We start from the raw sequence: 16,655 nt of genomic DNA, 5'->3' as shown, positions 1-16,655 counted from the left end.
TTATCCATGATGCAATGACCGCCTGACCCTACCCGCGAAAGATCGCTTGAAAGTGTCATAAACTCATACAGTTTCACGTTTGCAGCCCGTATTTATGCCTGCAGCCTGTACTCACACGTATAGCCTCCAATCGCGTGTACAGCCCGTATTCAAGTGCAGCCCATTCTCACAAGCAAAGCCGCAAGCTCATCCCCAACTAGGCCCAACTACGCCCAACTAGGCCCAAACATGCGTCGATAGTGCACACGCTACCTTCGGTAGGACCCAAGTTACCCCCGTTATCGAACGCTGCAGTCATACCTTTACCTGCACAAATTAGCTAATACTAAACAAATAGAAGAACTCCACCCTAAATATTGCGCAATTTCATAACGTATTTACTTGTTAAATAGGGAACCCTAAGCTAATGTCTCACAGGTAATGATTACCTAAGTAAGTGATTGGGTAACGGCGTCTTAGTGGCGTTTGTTTAACCATCGTACTGTGACCGAAGGGATGCCTTTAAGTGGCGCGTTCAAACTCCGGCCGTTTTCGCAATGTCCGCAATATCGTAGCTGCATCTGTTGCGAGCCTTGGACTTGTTCTTGGTGGATGTTCTACTGATGCCGGCAACGAGGATAAGTCTGCAGCTGCAGGTAACGAGGCAACTGTTACTGTTACCGACAACCACGGTGAGCAGACCGTACCTGCCGAGATTGACTCTGTTGTGGCCACGGATAACCGTTCCTTCGAGATGCTCAACCAGTGGGGTATTAAGCTGGCGGCAGCTCCGAAGCAGCTGATTCCGTTCACGATTCCTGACTACAAGGACAACCCTGACATTCAGGACATCGGCAATCACCGCGAGCCGAATCTCGAAATTGTTGCTGCTGCTGACCCGGACCTGATTGTGAACGGTCAGCGTTTCGGTCAGTACTACGATGACCTGAAGAAGCTTGCCCCGAACTCCGCGATTGTGGAGTTTGAGCCGCGCGAGGGTAAGCCACTGGACGAGGAGCTCAAGCGGCACGCTAAGGGCCTGGGCACCATCTTCGGTAAGGAGAAGGAGGCCGATCAGCTCATCGCTGGCTTTGACAAGGCTCTGGAGCGCGCCCGCAAGGCTTACAACCCGGACGTGAAGGTCATGGCACTTAACTCGTCGGGCGGCACCCTCGGTTACATTGCTCCGACTGTTGGTCGTACCTACGGCCCGCTGTTCGACCTGATTGGCATGAAGCCGGCGCTGGAGGTCGACAAGGCCAGCGATGACCACCAGGGTGATGAGATTTCCGCCGAGTCCATCGCTGAGGCGAACCCGGACTTCATCATGGTGCTTGACCGCGATGCCGGCACCTCTGTCCGCGGTACCGATGAGTACCGTTCGGCACAGTCTGTGGTCGAGGAGGCTGCTCCGCTGAAGAACGTGAAGGCAGTCAAGGAGGGCAAGATCTACTACGCCCCAGAGGACACCTACACCAACGAGTCCATTATCACGTACACGGAGATTCTGAACGGGCTTGCCGACGCCTTCGAGCAGGCCTAATAGTTCTCTGACCAGTCACAGGAGTACCTCACCAACTCTATGCAGAAGTTACTGGATTCCCGACTAGCCATCGGGATTGCCTTTGTGGCAGTCCTGGTGGCTATGTCGCTGTTTGTAGGCCAATACGACATCCTGGGCGCCGACGACGGCTGGGAGATGTTCGCCACTACGCGTATACCGCGAACCATTGCACTAGTGCTCTCGGGTGCCGCGATGGCGATGTGTGGCTTGGTCATGCAGCTACTTACGCGCAACAAGTTCGTCGAACCCACCACCACGGGAACCACGGAGTGGGCTGGTCTCGGCCTGATTTTCGTGATGTATTTCTTTCCTTCGGCCTCGATGCTTGGCCGGATGGGCGGGGCAATCATCTTCGCTTTCATCGGCACGGCAGTGTTCTTCCTGTTCTTGCGCCGTGTCGCTTTGAAGTCAAGTCTGGTTGTGCCCATCGTGGGCATCATGTTGGGTGCGGTAGTCAGTTCGATTTCGACTTTCTTTGCGTTGCAGACGGACATGCTGCAGTCGCTAGGCGTGTGGTTCGCAGGCTCTTTTACTGCCATTTATAAAGGGCAATACGAATTCCTGTGGCTGGTCGTCATTGTGGTTGCGATTGTCTTCGTATTCAGCGATCGGTTAACGGTTGCGGGGCTTGGTGAGGACATTGCCACCAACGTCGGTCTGAACTACAAGCGAATCGTGTTCCTGGGCACCGGCCTGATTGCCATTGCAACGGGCCTGGTTACGGTAGTGGTGGGCAATCTGCCCTTCCTGGGCCTCGTTGTCCCCAACATTGTCTCCATGTTCCGTGGCGATGATCTGCGCTCCAATCTGCCCTGGGTATGCCTGGTGGGCATTGCCATTGTGACGGTCGCGGACTTGATTGGCCGCGTCATTATCGCCCCGTTCGAGATCCCGGTATCGGTGATTCTCGGCATCCTGGGTGCTGCAATTTTCGTCTATCTGATTGTGGAGCGACGTCGTGCTTAATCTCAGTTCAACTACAGCTAGAACCAACCAGGTTGGCCCGCAAACGACGTCGTTTAGCGCGGGTGCGGCGGCGCGCAGGTACTGGATTATCATTGCTGTGCTGGCGGGCTTGGCGACGTTGTTTACCGCGGGTCTGCTTGCGTGGGACAACCCGTTGCCGTTCGGTACGGATGGGTTTTGGCTGATCGCGCGCCGGCGTCTTGATGCCGTAATTGCCATGATCGTGGTTGCCTGCTGCCATGCCATCGCGACAGTGGCTTTCCAGTCGATTGCGAATAACCGGATTATTACGCCGTCGATTATGGGCTTTGAGGCGCTGTATGTGGCTATCAGCACCGCCGCGGTGTACTTCTTTGGTGCGACGGGGCTGATGAAAGCTGGCTCGGTTGGCGCGTTTGTGCTGCAGCTCGCGCTGATGGTGGGGCTGTCGCTGGTGCTGTACGCCTGGTTGCTGACCGGGCAGGGCGCGGATATGCACAGCATGCTCCTGGTGGGCATTGTCATCGGAGGCGGGCTGGGCTCGGTATCGACATTTATGCAGCGCATGCTGACGCCTTCGGATTTTGACCTGCTGACGGCGCGGCTGTTCGGCTCTGTCAACAACGCGGACCCGGAGTTTTTCCCGGTGGCGATCCCGCTGGTGATTGCGGCAATCGTGGTGATTGCGCTGCATTCGCGGGCCCTCAATGTCATGTCGTTGGGGCGTGAAGTCGCGACGAATCTGGGCGTGAATTACCAGGTTCGGTCCATCACCGTGCTGGTTGCGGTGTCGGTGCTGATGGCAGTATCGACGGCTATGGTCGGCCCGATGACATTCCTCGGCTTCCTGGTCGCGACCATTGCGTACCAGGCTGCGGATACCTATGACCACCGCTTTGTACTGCCGTTGGCGGCGCTGATCGGCTACGTCACGCTGGCCAGTGCGTATTTCATCCTCAATCACGTTTTCTATGCCCAGGGCGTGGTGTCCATCATCATCGAGCTGGTTGGCGGTTCGATCTTCCTCTACGTCGTTTTGAAGAAGGGACGGCTATGATTCTCCTCGACAGTGTAAGCAAGAGCTATACCAGCGAGGTGTCAATTGGCCCCGTTGACCTGGAAATTCCAGCCAACGCAATTACAGCTCTGATCGGTCCGAACGGTGCGGGCAAGTCCACGCTCTTGACTATGATTGGCCGTCTCCTTGCAGTCGATTCCGGCGACATCAACGTCGGCCCATACAACGTGGGCAAGACCAAGTCGAAGGATCTGGCGAAGGTGCTGTCGATTCTGCGCCAGGACAACCACTTCGTCACGCGTCTCACCGTGCGCCAGCTGGTCAGTTTCGGCCGCTTCCCGTACAGCCAGGGGCGCCTGACCGCTGAGGACGAGCGCATCATCTCCCAGTACATCGAGTTCCTCAATCTTGAGGCGCTCCAGGGCCGCTACCTCGACGAGCTCTCTGGCGGTCAGCGTCAGCGCGCGTATGTCGCAATGGTGCTCTGCCAGGAGACGGATTACGTGCTTCTCGACGAGCCGTTGAACAACCTGGATATTTCTCATTCGGTCGACATCATGTCGTACCTGCGCACTGCAGTGCGCGAGTTGGGGCGCACCATGGTGGTGGTGTTGCATGACATCAATTTCGCGGCTCGCTACGCCGATTACATCTGTGCGGTCAAGGATGGCCAGATTGTCGAGCACGGCCCAACCGCAGAGCTGATGCGTTCGGAGGTTCTGAGCCCAATCTTCAACACTCAGATTGACATCGTCGAGGGCCCGCACGGCCCGGTCGCCTGCTACGGTTCTTAAGCCAATTCCGAGCCGGCCCCACGCAGCCGATACAATCTAGCCTCATGACTATTACTGCTGCCGTTGACGGTTCCGCCTTGCACAACCCCGGACCTGCCGGGTGGTGCTGGTATATCGACGACAGCTGCTGGGCCGCCGGCGGATGGAGAGAGGGAACCAACAACCGCGGGGAGCTCACTGCTCTTGCCGAGCTGCTCCGCGCTACCGCGCACATCCCCGACGAACCTCTTTTCGTACTGTGTGATTCGCAGTACGTGATTAACTCCGTTACCAAGTGGATGCCGGGGTGGAAGCGCAAGGGATGGAAGAAGCGCGACGGCAAGCCCGTCCTCAACGTCGATATCTTGCAGGACATCGACCAGCTGCTCGTCGGCCGCAATATCCACCTCGAGTGGGTTAAGGGACACTCCGGCCACGACATGAACGAGGCCGCTGATCAGCGCGCCCGCGCCGCCGCCACTGCGTATCAGAAGGGCACCGCCGTACCCGAGGGGCCAGGGTTCGCTGGCGCGGGTAGTCGCGCGCAGACGAATGCGGCGCCGACAAAAACCGCGCCCGCCGCGCCTAGTTCCGAGCCCAAGACGCCCAAGGCTGCAACCTTCGAGCAGGAAGGCCTCTTTGACCTCGCCGTCGACACCACCGTGACACCCGAAGACGCCGCCAAGGAAGCGCTCACCATTTTCCGCCGCGCCGCACATCGCGCTGAGCAGGGTAATGCCCGCGCACTCAAGGCATTGCTTGACGACGCCCTGGGCGCCAACCTCGCCGTGCCAGACGGGCTTTCGGATGCCGAGCATGAGCTCCGCGTCGAGGGAACCACCGCCACCGCGCAGTTCACCACTGACGACTGGGTGGGCCTGGTTGTCTGGGATTTGTCGGAGGCAGTGGGGAAGGCCACAGGTTCCGCACGTTTGCTGGGCTGGAATGTGGGCAGGTCTTAGCAGTAGTATGAAAGTTTGGTCTTTTAGGTAGACCACCAGGCAATCCGAGGTTACTGGTAGCCTGAAAACACATAAATTCTTTTACTCATTACATATAAGGAGCTCCGACTTCATGGCTGAGCACGAAGGTCCTCGTTCCGGCGAAGGCCGAGGAAATCGCGGAAACCGCGGGTCTAACCGTTCCCATGGTCGTGGCGAGGGCGGCTTTAACGGGCGCAACCGCAACGATCGTCGTGGACAGGGTGGTGGCCCAGGTGGTCGTGGCCGTGGTGGTCACGGTGGTCATGGCGGTAACCGCGATTCCCGTGGTTCGCGGGGCTTCCGTCGTGATGATCGCGATGATCGTGACTTTAACCGCGGCGACCACAATGAGCGCGGTGGCCGTGGCGGTCGTGGTTACAATCGCGATGACCGCAATGATCGTCGCGGCCCGGGCGGGCGCGGTGGCCAGGGAGGTCGCGACTTCGACCGTCGTGGTGGCAAGCCACGTCGCTCCAACCGTGGTGGCCGCTTCCAGGATGAGAAGCGTACGCACCGCACCGGCCCGCAGCGCCCAGGCTTCCGCGAGGAGCGCATTGAGGCCCGTAAGAACGAGCCGAAGCTGCCAGATGACATTCGCGCAGACGAGCTCGACCCGAGCGTGCGCCAGGATCTGAAGAGCCTGGCTAAGGACAACGCCGACAAGGTTGCTCGTCACATGATTATGTCCGCAATCCTGATGGCTGAAGACCCGCAGCGTGCCCTGGAGCACGCCCGCGCAGCGAAGGACCGCGCTGGTCGCGTCGGTGTCGTTCGTGAGACCGCTGGTGTTGCCGCTTACCACGCAGGTGAGTGGAAGGAAGCTTTGGCGGAGCTGCGTGCGGCTCGCCGCATCTCCGGTGGCCCGGGTATGCTCGCGGTCATGGCGGACTGTGAGCGCGGCCTCGGCCGCCCAGAGAAGGCCATCGAGCTGGCTCGCTCCGAGGAAGCCAAGCAGCTGGACAACGAGTCCAAGACTGAGCTGGCTATCGTCGCCGCCGGTGCTCGCCGAGATATGGGCCAGATCGATGAGGCTCTGGTTGAGCTGGAGACCCAGGATCTGAACCCGGACCGCGAGGACTTCGAAGCAGCTCGTCTGTTCTACGCCTACGCTGATGCGCTGGTGGAGGCCGGTCGTAAAGATGATGCCAAGGTGTGGTTTACCCGCTGCGCCAAGATCGATGTGGACCAGATGCTCGATGCTCGTGAGCGCATCGAAGAGCTGAGCAAGTAATCAGCCCAGCTGCCGGCTCGCAACATCAGCCACCGCTAACGCACCGCTGGCGCAATCGGGCTGCGCATCTACAATTCGTCGTAAAGCGTTCCTATTTCGTAAAAGGAGAAATGAACCCCCATGGCTTCTGTCGCTTCTTCCTATGATGCCGCTCTGCTGGATCTGGATGGCACGATTTACGAGGGTGGCGCGGCGATTCCGAACGCGCTGGAGGGGCTGACTGAGGCGGCGCTGCCGATGGTGTTTATTACCAACAATGCCTCGCGCGCGCCACAGACGGTGGCGGATCAGCTCAATGGGCTGGGCTATGACGTTCACGCGGACGATGTGATGACGTCGGCGCAGGCGGCCATCGAGATGGCGGCGGAGGTCATTGAGCCGGGCTCGAACGTTTTTGTGTTGGGTGCGGAGTCGTTTAAGCAGTTGGCTCGTGAGGCGGGGTACAACCTCGTGGATTCTGCTGATGACAATCCTGCGGCGGTGTTCCAGGGGCTCAACCGTGAGATGACGTGGAAGCAGATGTCGGAGGCGGCGCTGGCGGTGTCGCGAGGTGCGCGCTTCCTGGTATCGAATTTGGATACGACGTTGCCGTCGGAGCGCGGTTTCCTGGTTGGCAACGGTGCGGTCGCTGCGGCGATTTCGACGACCACGGGCGTGGCGCCGCTGTCGGCGGGTAAGCCGAAGCCGCCGATGTTCATTAAGGCTGCGGAGCGTGTGGGCGCGAAGAATCCGCTGGCGATTGGGGACCGCCTGGATACCGACATCGCAGGCGGGAACGCCGCAAAGATGGACACGTTTATGGTGGTCACGGGTGTTTCCACGCATATGGATGTCGTCGCAGCGCCGCCCGAGCACCGTCCGACGCTCATCGGTGCGGACATGACCGCACTGAATCGTGAGCTGGATCAGGCACGTCCGGCTCCGCAGGCTGGTTTCACCGCGCGTTACGACGACGCGGAGGCCGGTGTCATTGTTCTTTCTGGCGGTGACTCGGAAGATCCTCGGTTGGCGAACCCAGCGGAGGCTGCGGTGGCGGCTCTGCTGACGGTCGTGGATGTGGTGTGGAACTCTGAGGCTGGTCGTGCTGGCGCGGTCGAGGTCGCGCAGGTCCGCGCGGAGGGCCCGGCTGCTGAGGCGGCGCTGGCTGCCTGGCGGAAGTGATAGCCGATGAGTGAGGTTGCACCGAAGCCGGGGCAGGGGCAGGGGTCTGGTCCTGTGCCAGGGCCGAAACCCGGGCCTGCACCTAGCCCTGCAGCGATGCCCGGCGCGCGCGAGGTAACTCCGGAGGATGTCCGCGAGCAGGTGGCGGCCGCACTGTCTGCACCTGCGCCAACTCCGCAGGAGAGAGTCGCGCAGTTTGAGCGGGCGCATGAGATTTTGTATGAGGCCCTGGGCTCGTCACGCAGGGAAGGAAAGTGAACGCGGTGGCAAAGAAAGCTCCTAAGCGCAGGCTCGATGCGGAGTTGGTGCGAAGGAAGATTGCTCGCTCCCGTGAAGCGGCAGTGGACATGATTAAGGCCGGCCGAGTGGAGGTCGGCGGTTTTGTCGCCTCCAAGCCTGCGACTGCGGTGACAGGCGACGTGTCCATTCGCGTCAGTGGTCTGGAAGAAGATGAGAACTGGGCATCGCGCGGTGCGCACAAGCTGCTCGGTGCGCTGGAAGCTTTCGAGCCGCAGGGCCTGGACTTGAAGGGCCGGAAGGCGTTGGATGCCGGTGCCTCCACGGGCGGCTTCACCGATGTGTGCCTGCGCCGCGATGTCGACACCGTCTACGCCGTCGATGTCGGCTACGGTCAGCTGATCTGGCGCCTGCAGGATGACCCGCGGGTGGTTGTGCTCGACCGTACTAATGTCCGCACGCTGACCCCGGAGATACTTGGCGGCACGGCCGATGTCATGGTTGGCGACCTGTCGTTTATTTCTTTGAAGCTGGTCCTGCCAGCGATTGTTTCCTGCCTCGACGAGGGCGCTGACCTGCTGCCAATGGTCAAGCCGCAGTTCGAGGTGGGCAAGGAGCGCCTTGGCTCCGGTGGTGTCGTGCGCAGCGATGCACTGCGTCAGGAAGTTGTCCAGGAAGTCGCCGAATACGCCCGCACTCTGGGGCTGTCCTTCCGCGCAGCCGTGGCCAGCCCGCTGCCGGGTCCGAGCGGCAACGTGGAGTTCTTCCTGTGGCTGGTGAAAGACGGCGGCGCCAGCGATATTGGTGATGAGGCTATGGCTGCGGCCATCGCCAAGGCTGTTGAGGAGGGGCCGCACAATGACTAGCGCGAAGACTCACTCACGGGAAAGCAAGCCCAAGACCAGCGCCGGCAAGCGCGAGATTCTGCTGGTCCCGCACACCGGCCGCAGCGCCAACCTGGAAATGGCCGCCGAGGCTGCCGAGCTGCTAGAGGCCGCGGGTATCGATATCCGCGTGCTGGCCGGTAAGAACCCGGAGGCGCTGGCTGCGCACCCGACGCTCGGCAAGTACCCGCGCTACTGGCATTCCCCGCAGGCGGCGTCGGGATGCGAACTCGTCCTCGTCCTCGGCGGCGACGGCACCTTCCTACGCGCCGCTGACATTGCGCACTCGGCTGACCTGCCGGTGCTCGGCATCAACATGGGGCACGTGGGCTTCCTCGCCGAGTGGGAGCAGGAGTCCATGACGGAGGCAATTAGCCGCGTCATCAAGCGTTCCTGGCGTATTGAAGACCGCATGACCATCCGCGTCACCGTCCGTGACACCACCGGCCGCGTCATTGGCTCGGGCTGGGCGCTGAACGAAGTCAGCATCGAAAATGTCAACCGCCGTGGCGTGCTGGACGTCATCTTGGAAGTCGATGGTCGCCCGGTGAGTTCCTACGGTTGCGATGGTGTGCTAATTTCCACGCCGACCGGCTCCACCGCGTACGCCTTCTCCGCAGGTGGTCCCGTACTCTGGCCGGAGCTCGACGCTATGCTCGTCGTGCCCAACAACGCCCACGCGCTGTTCTCCCGCCCGCTGGTGATCTCACCGCATTCGACTATCGCGATTGAGACCAACCACGACACCGCCGAGGCCATCGCGGTGCTCGACGGCTTCCGCAACATCACCATGCCGCCGGGTAGCCGCATCGAAATCGAGCGCGGCGCGCAGCCGGTTCGCTGGGTGCGTCTGGACGATCAGCCGTTCGCCGATCGTCTGGTGCACAAGTTCCGCTTGCCGACGTCCGGGTGGCGCGGCCCCGCCGAAGCCCAATAGCCTCCAAACACGGCAGACGAGACCCCAACTTCAAGGGAAGGACTGATTGCAGGCGCCATGCTGACTGAGATTTCCATCCGCGACCTCGGTGTTATCCCCGATGCAACGCTTGAATTCAGCCCAGGCCTGACCGTACTGACAGGTGAAACCGGTGCGGGTAAGACCATGGTGGTCACAAGCCTCAAGTTGCTCTGTGGCGCGCGTGCCGACGCCGGCCGCGTGCGCACCGGCGCAGACAAGGCGTTGGTGGAAGGTCGCGTGTCCACCGAGCACCTCTCGGAGGAAGAGTCAGCGACCATCGATGCTGTGGTTTCTGAACTCGGCGGCGAACGCGATGAGAATGACGAGTACCTGCTTGCCCGTCAGGTCTCCGCGAAGGGCCGCTCCCGGGCGTGGGTTGGAGGCCGCAGTGCCTCGGCTGCGGCGTTGGCGGATGTCTCCACCCGTCTGGTTGCCATTCATGGCCAGAATGATCAGCTGCGCTTGCAAAGCGCTGATGAGCAGCGTGCGGCCATCGACCGCATGGATGCCGACACCATCGCACCAACGCTGGAAACCTACCGGCAGCAGCGTGCACACTGGCGCGCCCTGGCCAAAGAACTAGAAGAGAAGACCTCCAAGCGCCGCGAACTGGCCATGCGTGCCGACCAGCTCAGCTTCGCCATCGAAGAAATCGATGCGGTCTCACCCGAACCGGACGAAGACCAGGACCTGGCCTCCCAGATCCGCCGCATGCAGGACCTGGATGGTCTCCGCGACGCTGCAGCCGTGGCGCTGGCCGCCATCGATGGCGCCGCCGCCGTGAGCACGACCGGCATGGATGCCGCCAACGAGGACTCCGGTGCCGCCGAACTCCTCGGCGCCGCCGCGAACGAGCTCGCCGCCGCAGACGACGAGGAACTCACCGAGTTTTCCAACCAGCTCAATGAACTGACCAGCCAGCTCTCTGAGATCTCCGCTGGCCTTGGCGCGTTCCTCTCTGGTCTGCCGGAGGAAACCGAGTCCTTGGACAAGCTCATGCAGCGCCAGGTGGAGATCAAGAACCTCACCCGCAAATACGCCCCGGATATCGCAGGTGTCCTGGCCTGGCGGGATAAGGCGGAGCGCAAGCTCGCCACGCTGGATGTCTCCGGCGAAGCCCTGGACAAACTCACCGCAGAGATCAAGACCGCGGAGAAGAAACTCGGCACCACCGCGCGGAAACTCTCGAAGGCCCGCGCGAAAGCCGCAAAGCACCTGGAACAGGCCGTCACCAAGGAACTCAAGGGCCTGGCCATGCCACACACCTCTCTGGTGGTGGAGATCGACAAGGCCGACACTTTTGGCCCCGCTGGTGTGGACAACATTGAGTTCAAACTCCGCGCTCACGAAGGTGCTGAACCACGCCCGCTGGCCTCATCCGCATCCGGAGGTGAGCTCTCCCGCATCATGCTGGCATTGGAAGTTGTCCTCGCCGAAGGACAGGCCGGACACACGATGGTTTTCGATGAGGTCGATGCCGGTGTTGGTGGGCGCGCGGCTGTGGAGATTGGCAAGCGCCTGAAGCAGTTGGCGGTGAACAACCAGGTGATCGTCGTCACGCACTTGCCTCAGGTGGCGGCGTTTGCGGATACCCACTTGGTGGTCAGCAAGGATGCGCGCTCGGGTGCGGTGTCGTCGAAGGTGACGAGCCTGGGCGATGAGGAGCGGATTGACGAGCTCGCGCGGATGATGGCGGGCTTGGACGATTCGGACTCCGGACGGGCGCACGCGCAAGATCTTCTGGATCAAGCTCGGCGCGCCTTCGCGGCCAAGTAGCTGCACTTATGTTTCACTAAGTGCCATGAGTCTGTTCTCTCGGAACGAAAAAGATCTTCCTGGCATTTCGGGGACTGTGCGGGATGGTTCCCGCCTGGATCGTGCGCTCAAGCGCATGGGCGAAGGCGACATCGTGGTGATCGATGCGCCGGATATCTCGCGTCCACTGGCACAGCAGTTGATTGATGCCAAGGTCGCCGCAGTGGTGAACACCGGCGCGTTTACCACGGGTTTTATGCCGAATTACGGCCCGCAGATGATGCGCGACGCCGACATCGAAATGGTGCAGAACGTCGGCGACGAGGTCTTTGAGAAGCTCAAGGACGGCAAGAACGGCAGGCTTGACGACGGCAAGCTCTACCACGGTGACCGCCTGATTGGACAGGGCGACGAGGTCGACCAGGACGAGCTCGAGCGCGCCTTCGACGAGGGCCGCACCAGCATGGTCGACCGTCTGGAAGCTCTCTCCGGCAACTTGGTGGAGTTCGCCAAGACCGAGTCTCCGCTCTACATCGATGGCTTGGGCATTCCGGACGAGACAGAGCCGCTGCGCGGCCGCAAGGTCGTTGTGGTCAGCCCCGGTGAGGGACACCGCAAGACGCTGGAAGATCTAAAGAACTTCATCCGCGAGTACGAGCCGCTGCTCATCGGCGTCGACGCCGGTGCCGACACGCTCTTCGACCTGAAGTACGAGCCGGACTACATCATCGGCGATCCGGAGAACATTAACTCCGAGGCGCTGCGGTCTGCCGGCTGCGTGATTCTGCCTGCCGACCCGGACGGTCACGCGGTGGGCCTTGAGCGCATCCAGGACCTCGGCATTGGCGCCATGACCTTCCCGGCGCTGTCCGATTCCGCCACTGACCTGGCGCTGGTCTTCGCCGCGCATCACGACGCCGACATGGTCGTCTCCGTCGGCGCTCCGCAGAACATCGACAGCATTTACCACGCTGAGAACCAGAGCGGTGTGCCGTCGGCGTTGTTGTCGCGTTTGAAGGTCGGGGAGAAGCTTGTCGACGGTCGCATGGTCGCCGACCTCTACCAGGTCAATAGCCGTGGTTTCGGTGTGGCCTGGGCAATCCTGGCTATCTTTGTCGCCGTTGCGGTGATTTTCGCTATCGCTGGTACCTCCGGTGATGGTTCTGTCAGCGAGAATCTGATCGATACCTGGAACTCCATTGCACTGTGGTTCCAGGGGCTGTTTAAGTAGTTTTAGCGGTATTTTGAGCACTATGAGCGCCTAAAAGTTTTCGGCTGTCAGAGCTGATTGAGGCGTCGGCGAAAGGAAAAGGGACGGGCGATGGCGAAGAAGCGCAGGAGCGGGAAGTTTACAGCCGGTGTGACAGGTGCTGCCCTCGGTATTGCGGCAGGTGCTGCGCTGGGTGCTTATGTGCTGAACCCTGCTGGTGCTGGCATTGATTTCGGCACTGGTGCCGCCTCTGAGCGCGATGCCGCCGTTGCCCGCGCTGATGCGCAGCAAGCGCGTGCCGATGAAGCCAACCGCATCATCGAGCCCATCGTCGGGGAGATTGTTAAGAACTCTTTGAAGGATGTGCCGGTCCTTGTTGTCGCCACTCCCGATGCCACGGATGAGCAGCTTGCAGGGGTTTCCGAGACCCTGCGCGCTGCCGGTGCCCCCGATGCCGGCGTGTTGAATCTGACGGATAAGTTCCTCTCTGCCGCTGGTGCAGATGAGCTGAAGGACACGGTTTCCACTTCGCTGCCTGCTGATGTGCAGCTGGACCCTGAGCGCCGCGAGCCGGGCCGCCAGGCTGGCCAAGCGCTGGCTCCAGTGTTGGAGCTGGATAAGGATGGGGGAGAGCGGGCTTCCGCTGCTGACCGAAAGCTACTGCTAGAGGCCCTGAAGGGCGGCGGTTTCGTCGAGTATGAGGAGGGGACGCTCCGCCCCGCTGCTGGCATTGTGATTATTGGTAATCACGGCACGGTCTCGCGCGCTGCGATTGATAAGGGCGAGGATCCGGAGTTCGGTGCGGGCTTGGTTGCGGATCTGGCTGTGGCGCTTGCTGAGGGCTTCGACGCTGGTGAGGATGCTGCTGGTCACGTTGTGGTGGGGACTGATGGCTTCGGCCGCGAAGGTGTCAGCGCTCTTCCTGACGAACGTTGGGGCGCCGACCCTGCTGTGAAGCGTGTAGACGCGGTGTCTGACGCTGCGGGGCAGGTTGGGGTTGTTGGGGGATATGCACATTCTTAACTGTATAGCCAATGGTAGAAACACTAAAACCAAATATTTCAAAAAAGCAAATTCGATTATATATATAAAAGTTATGTCGAACAGGAAACTCCCAAATAGAGGGGATTTAAGCTGTTGCAATTTAACATTCTTGAAATAGAAAGATCGCTCAAACGTCAATATTATTCCCCGTTGCGGTATCCAGGCGGGAAAGGTGTATTAGGCAACTATTTCCGAAGTATTTTGAGCGACAACCCACATTTGAATGAATATATAGAGCCCTTTGCGGGTGGAGCAGGGATAGCAATAAACCTTCTTGTCAACAACTCTGTTGACAAAGTTACAATTAACGATATAGATGCTGCCGTATTTTCGTTCTGGAGATTAGTTAAAAATAGGCCCGAAGAATTAATTAAGGCAATTGAAAAAGAAGATATCTCGCTAGAAAATTGGAAGCGATGGAAAGTTGAGTACAAAGAAAACTACAAACAAAATACTCCGAATGACGAACTTGGAAAACTATTTTTTTTCCTCAATCGGACAAGTAGATCAGGAGTAATTAATGGAGGTGTAATCGGAGGTGTTTCCCAGAACGGTAGAGACAAAATCGACGCACGTTTTAACAAGAAAAGTCTGATATCGAAAATAGAGGTTATAGGCAACAACTCAAGTAAATTAACGGTGATGAATAAAGATATATTTGAGCTACTTAACGGAATTAGAGATAATGAAAGCACTTTGATATATCTAGATCCTCCGTATATCGAAAAAGGGTCGAAACTATATACATGCAAATTCAATGATAATTCTCATAGGGAATTGAGCCGAAAGCTCACATCCAAAGACTCAGCGATTAAGAATTGGATGTTGTCTTATGACGATGTTCCGTTGATTCATAACCTGTATCGGAATCAACCGATGGCTAGATTTAATCTCCGGTATACGGCAAACAGGAGCTATCAGGGTAATGAAGTTATGATGTTTTCAAAAAATCTGATACCTTCAAAATAATATCGTTTAATCAAAACTAGTATTTCGGAAAGGGATTTGTAACCGTGAACAAGAATTGGTCCAGCGTTATAGAGTCTATTGATTTTTACAATTATCGAAATGTAAAAGGTATTAACATCAATTTTTCTGAATCCGTGAATTTAATTTCTGGGGAAAATGGAACCGGGAAATCGTCAATTCTATTTGCGGTCGCAAACTCTTTTAAAAAGGTTAATGCCAATTCTTCTTGGATTAATGAAGAAAGGGTTGTAAAGAACTTTTCATCGATATCAAATCAAATGAATCCTAAAATTGAAAAATTGCTTAAGTCTAGCAAAGCGAACCCGAATAGTGAATCTGGGAAAGGCCCGTTATACCGTGTCAACTATCAGAATGGTGCCGAACTCAATTTTAGAAAGCATAACTCAGTAAAGGCCCAAAGATTTGCTGTAAAGCCTCCGTATAAAGGAAAGCAGGGAATGAATTTGCCGTCGACTCCTGTTCTTTATCTTGGCCTGTCTCGGCTAATTCCATTTGGTGAAGAGATGGATGTGGACACCAGGAGAATTAGAGTAGCGAAAATTTCTAATAAAGGTCATGAATGGCTGGTTAGCAATTATGAACGGTTGACCGGCTTGAAAGGACTGGCCAATCTTTCATTGGAGGGGTTATCAAAAATCAAGACTCGCGGAAGTTTTGATACAGATATTGACGGTGTTGATTCCAACACAATATCTGCGGGACAAGATAATCTGTTTATTATTTTGTATTCGTTGGCGCTACTGATTGACTATGTCGATAGTGTTAATGATCCTGAATTTAAGAACGCACTTTTTTTAATCGATGAGATTGATGCAACTCTACATCCTTCTATGCAGTTTGAATTGTATGATTTATTAACCGATGTTGCGGAAGAGTACAATATTCAAACTATTGCGACTACCCATAGTATTGATTTGTTAGAGCATGCGCTGCTATGTAAAGGGAGTGTAACATACCTTAGAAAGGTCGGTCCAATGATTAAATCGATGGACGACCCTACCTCTCATAAAATTCGGCTTAGTCTACGAAAGCAGACGGTTAAGGATTTAACGGTTTCGACTAAGGTTTTTTTATGGTCTGAAGATCGAGAAGCGCGATTATTGTTACAATTGGTTTTTAATAAAATCGCTATCGCGCAAGAAGGGGAGTATGACGGGCGAGTGAAACGGATTGTCAATCTACTCGAAATATTAGATATAAATGTCGGGGGTGATCAAATACGTAATATTATGAAGAATGATCTGTTGTCGCTTCAAATACCATTTATTGCAGTATTAGATGGGGATAAACGGCCTGATAAGAATTACGCTAATTATCGATCGAGAATTCTATTTCTCCCAGGCGATGGCGTTTCGCCTGAAAAGTTTCTTCTCGGTGTGGGGCAATCGCTAATTGAGGCTGCTGATAATTTTTGGGATAGTCCTAAACTGCATAACCTCGGGTATAGTCCTGAGTACTTCATCAGCCATATTTTGGGTTCTGTTGAGGAGCAAAATAAAAGAGGTAATAAAAAGGAGCGAGAGGTCTTTAAATCGGTCTTTAACAAAAACCAGGAGTTTTTCTGTATGCTGTTTAAGCATTGGCTTAATTCTGCTGCAGGTAAGGATTACCTTGAGGAATTTTGTTCCGGGTTAGTTATCATTTTCAGGAAAGTGTCGGCGGTTGCAGGAATTCCGTCGGATTCATGGGATTTTGATAATGGGTAATTGTGTTTGTTTAGCCTTGCGTAAATCTTCGGTATAGGTCTTGGCTTTATTTGGTTAATTTTCAAATTTTGCTTCATTTAATCCGTTATTGAGTTGGAGCTTACAGGCTGCAATATCTTTTCTCAGTAAAGTACCGGGCAGTCTTAGACGGCAATTTCCATATGATTCTGTCTAAGTACTTTATTCTTCCGTAAGCCTTCGGTTTTTCTAACAGATA

At 56.9% G+C, this 16,655-nt stretch carries 15 protein-coding genes; all 15 read left to right on the top strand.

The window, feature by feature from the left end; all coding sequences use genetic code 11:
- Positions 1 to 505 precede the first annotated feature (505 nt).
- The 15 genes from HMPREF2857_RS08400 to HMPREF2857_RS08330 all read left to right on the top strand — a co-directional run bounded on the left by HMPREF2857_RS08400 (position 506) and on the right by HMPREF2857_RS08330 (position 16,438).
- Positions 506 to 1,522 carry a siderophore ABC transporter substrate-binding protein gene (locus HMPREF2857_RS08400; RefSeq protein WP_070643600.1) on the top strand — a complete coding sequence of 339 codons (1,017 nt, stop codon included), beginning with the start codon at positions 506 to 508 and terminating at the stop codon, positions 1,520 to 1,522.
- Positions 1,523 to 1,561: 39 nt separating this feature from the next.
- Positions 1,562 to 2,509 (top strand): ABC transporter permease, encoded by a 948-nt coding sequence (locus tag HMPREF2857_RS08395; protein WP_070602722.1) that lies wholly within the window; start codon positions 1,562 to 1,564, stop codon positions 2,507 to 2,509.
- Positions 2,502 to 3,545, top strand: a complete 1,044-nt coding sequence (locus tag HMPREF2857_RS08390) for an iron chelate uptake ABC transporter family permease subunit (protein ID WP_070643598.1) — start codon at positions 2,502 to 2,504, stop codon at positions 3,543 to 3,545. Before HMPREF2857_RS08395 ends, HMPREF2857_RS08390 begins: the two co-directional genes overlap by 8 nt.
- The gene (locus HMPREF2857_RS08385; protein ID WP_070643594.1) at positions 3,542 to 4,300 is read left to right on the top strand and encodes an iron ABC transporter ATP-binding protein; all 759 of its coding nucleotides are present in this window, start codon (positions 3,542 to 3,544) and stop codon (positions 4,298 to 4,300) included. Before HMPREF2857_RS08390 ends, HMPREF2857_RS08385 begins: the two co-directional genes overlap by 4 nt.
- 44 nt (positions 4,301 to 4,344) lie before the next feature.
- Entirely contained in the window at positions 4,345 to 5,241 is an 897-nt protein-coding gene (locus HMPREF2857_RS08380; protein WP_070643592.1) for an RNase H family protein, read from the top strand.
- Between the two features lie 112 nt (positions 5,242 to 5,353).
- Positions 5,354 to 6,493, top strand: a complete 1,140-nt coding sequence (locus HMPREF2857_RS08375; RefSeq protein WP_070643589.1) for a tetratricopeptide repeat protein — start codon at positions 5,354 to 5,356, stop codon at positions 6,491 to 6,493.
- Positions 6,494 to 6,613: 120 nt separating this feature from the next.
- Entirely contained in the window at positions 6,614 to 7,654 is a 1,041-nt protein-coding gene (locus HMPREF2857_RS08370; protein WP_070643586.1) for an HAD-IIA family hydrolase, read from the top strand.
- Positions 7,655 to 7,660: 6 nt separating this feature from the next.
- Positions 7,661 to 7,912 (top strand): hypothetical protein, encoded by a 252-nt coding sequence (locus tag HMPREF2857_RS08365; RefSeq protein WP_070643584.1) that lies wholly within the window; start codon positions 7,661 to 7,663, stop codon positions 7,910 to 7,912.
- Positions 7,913 to 7,917: 5 nt separating this feature from the next.
- A complete protein-coding gene (locus HMPREF2857_RS08360) occupies positions 7,918 to 8,757 on the top strand; it encodes a TlyA family RNA methyltransferase (RefSeq protein ID WP_070643620.1) in 840 nt (279 codons plus the stop codon).
- Positions 8,750 to 9,712: an NAD kinase gene (locus tag HMPREF2857_RS08355; RefSeq protein WP_049171641.1), complete on the top strand. Its 963-nt coding sequence runs from the start codon at positions 8,750 to 8,752 to the stop codon at positions 9,710 to 9,712. The genes HMPREF2857_RS08360 and HMPREF2857_RS08355 overlap by 8 nt, the downstream gene beginning before the upstream one ends.
- Before the next feature lie 57 nt (positions 9,713 to 9,769).
- Positions 9,770 to 11,509: a DNA repair protein RecN gene (recN, locus tag HMPREF2857_RS08350; RefSeq protein WP_070643581.1), complete on the top strand. Its 1,740-nt coding sequence runs from the start codon at positions 9,770 to 9,772 to the stop codon at positions 11,507 to 11,509.
- 25 nt (positions 11,510 to 11,534) lie between these two features.
- Positions 11,535 to 12,719: a putative cytokinetic ring protein SteA gene (gene steA / locus HMPREF2857_RS08345; protein WP_070643579.1), complete on the top strand. Its 1,185-nt coding sequence runs from the start codon at positions 11,535 to 11,537 to the stop codon at positions 12,717 to 12,719.
- Positions 12,720 to 12,809: 90 nt separating this feature from the next.
- Positions 12,810 to 13,721, top strand: a complete 912-nt coding sequence (locus HMPREF2857_RS08340) for a copper transporter (RefSeq protein ID WP_070643576.1) — start codon at positions 12,810 to 12,812, stop codon at positions 13,719 to 13,721.
- A gap of 114 nt (positions 13,722 to 13,835) precedes the next feature.
- Positions 13,836 to 14,711, top strand: a complete 876-nt coding sequence (locus HMPREF2857_RS08335; RefSeq protein ID WP_168165029.1) for a DNA adenine methylase — start codon at positions 13,836 to 13,838, stop codon at positions 14,709 to 14,711.
- A 44-nt stretch (positions 14,712 to 14,755) separates the two neighbouring features.
- Positions 14,756 to 16,438 carry an AAA family ATPase gene (locus tag HMPREF2857_RS08330; protein ID WP_141752750.1) on the top strand — a complete coding sequence of 561 codons (1,683 nt, stop codon included), beginning with the start codon at positions 14,756 to 14,758 and terminating at the stop codon, positions 16,436 to 16,438.
- The last annotated feature ends 217 nt before the right edge of the window (positions 16,439 to 16,655 follow it).

Source organism: Corynebacterium sp. HMSC076C10 (assembly GCF_001812455.1).
Taxonomy (GTDB): Bacteria; Actinomycetota; Actinomycetes; order Mycobacteriales; family Mycobacteriaceae; genus Corynebacterium; species Corynebacterium jeikeium_D.
This window is presented reverse-complemented; position numbering and strand designations above follow the sequence as displayed.

Excerpts from the sequence above, each read along its gene's own strand:
- HMPREF2857_RS08395 (WP_070602722.1), top strand. The coding sequence starts at position 1,562 with ATGCAGAAGTTACTGGATTCCCGACTAGCCATCGGGATTGCCTTTGTG.
- HMPREF2857_RS08385 (WP_070643594.1), top strand. The coding sequence starts at position 3,542 with ATGATTCTCCTCGACAGTGTAAGCAAGAGCTATACCAGCGAGGTGTCA.
- HMPREF2857_RS08380 (WP_070643592.1), top strand. The coding sequence starts at position 4,345 with ATGACTATTACTGCTGCCGTTGACGGTTCCGCCTTGCACAACCCCGGA.
- HMPREF2857_RS08375 (WP_070643589.1), top strand. The coding sequence starts at position 5,354 with ATGGCTGAGCACGAAGGTCCTCGTTCCGGCGAAGGCCGAGGAAATCGC.
- HMPREF2857_RS08370 (WP_070643586.1), top strand. The coding sequence starts at position 6,614 with ATGGCTTCTGTCGCTTCTTCCTATGATGCCGCTCTGCTGGATCTGGAT.
- HMPREF2857_RS08365 (WP_070643584.1), top strand. The coding sequence starts at position 7,661 with ATGAGTGAGGTTGCACCGAAGCCGGGGCAGGGGCAGGGGTCTGGTCCT.
- HMPREF2857_RS08355 (WP_049171641.1), top strand. The coding sequence starts at position 8,750 with ATGACTAGCGCGAAGACTCACTCACGGGAAAGCAAGCCCAAGACCAGC.
- recN (WP_070643581.1), top strand. The coding sequence starts at position 9,770 with ATGCTGACTGAGATTTCCATCCGCGACCTCGGTGTTATCCCCGATGCA.
- steA (WP_070643579.1), top strand. The coding sequence starts at position 11,535 with ATGAGTCTGTTCTCTCGGAACGAAAAAGATCTTCCTGGCATTTCGGGG.
- HMPREF2857_RS08340 (WP_070643576.1), top strand. The coding sequence starts at position 12,810 with ATGGCGAAGAAGCGCAGGAGCGGGAAGTTTACAGCCGGTGTGACAGGT.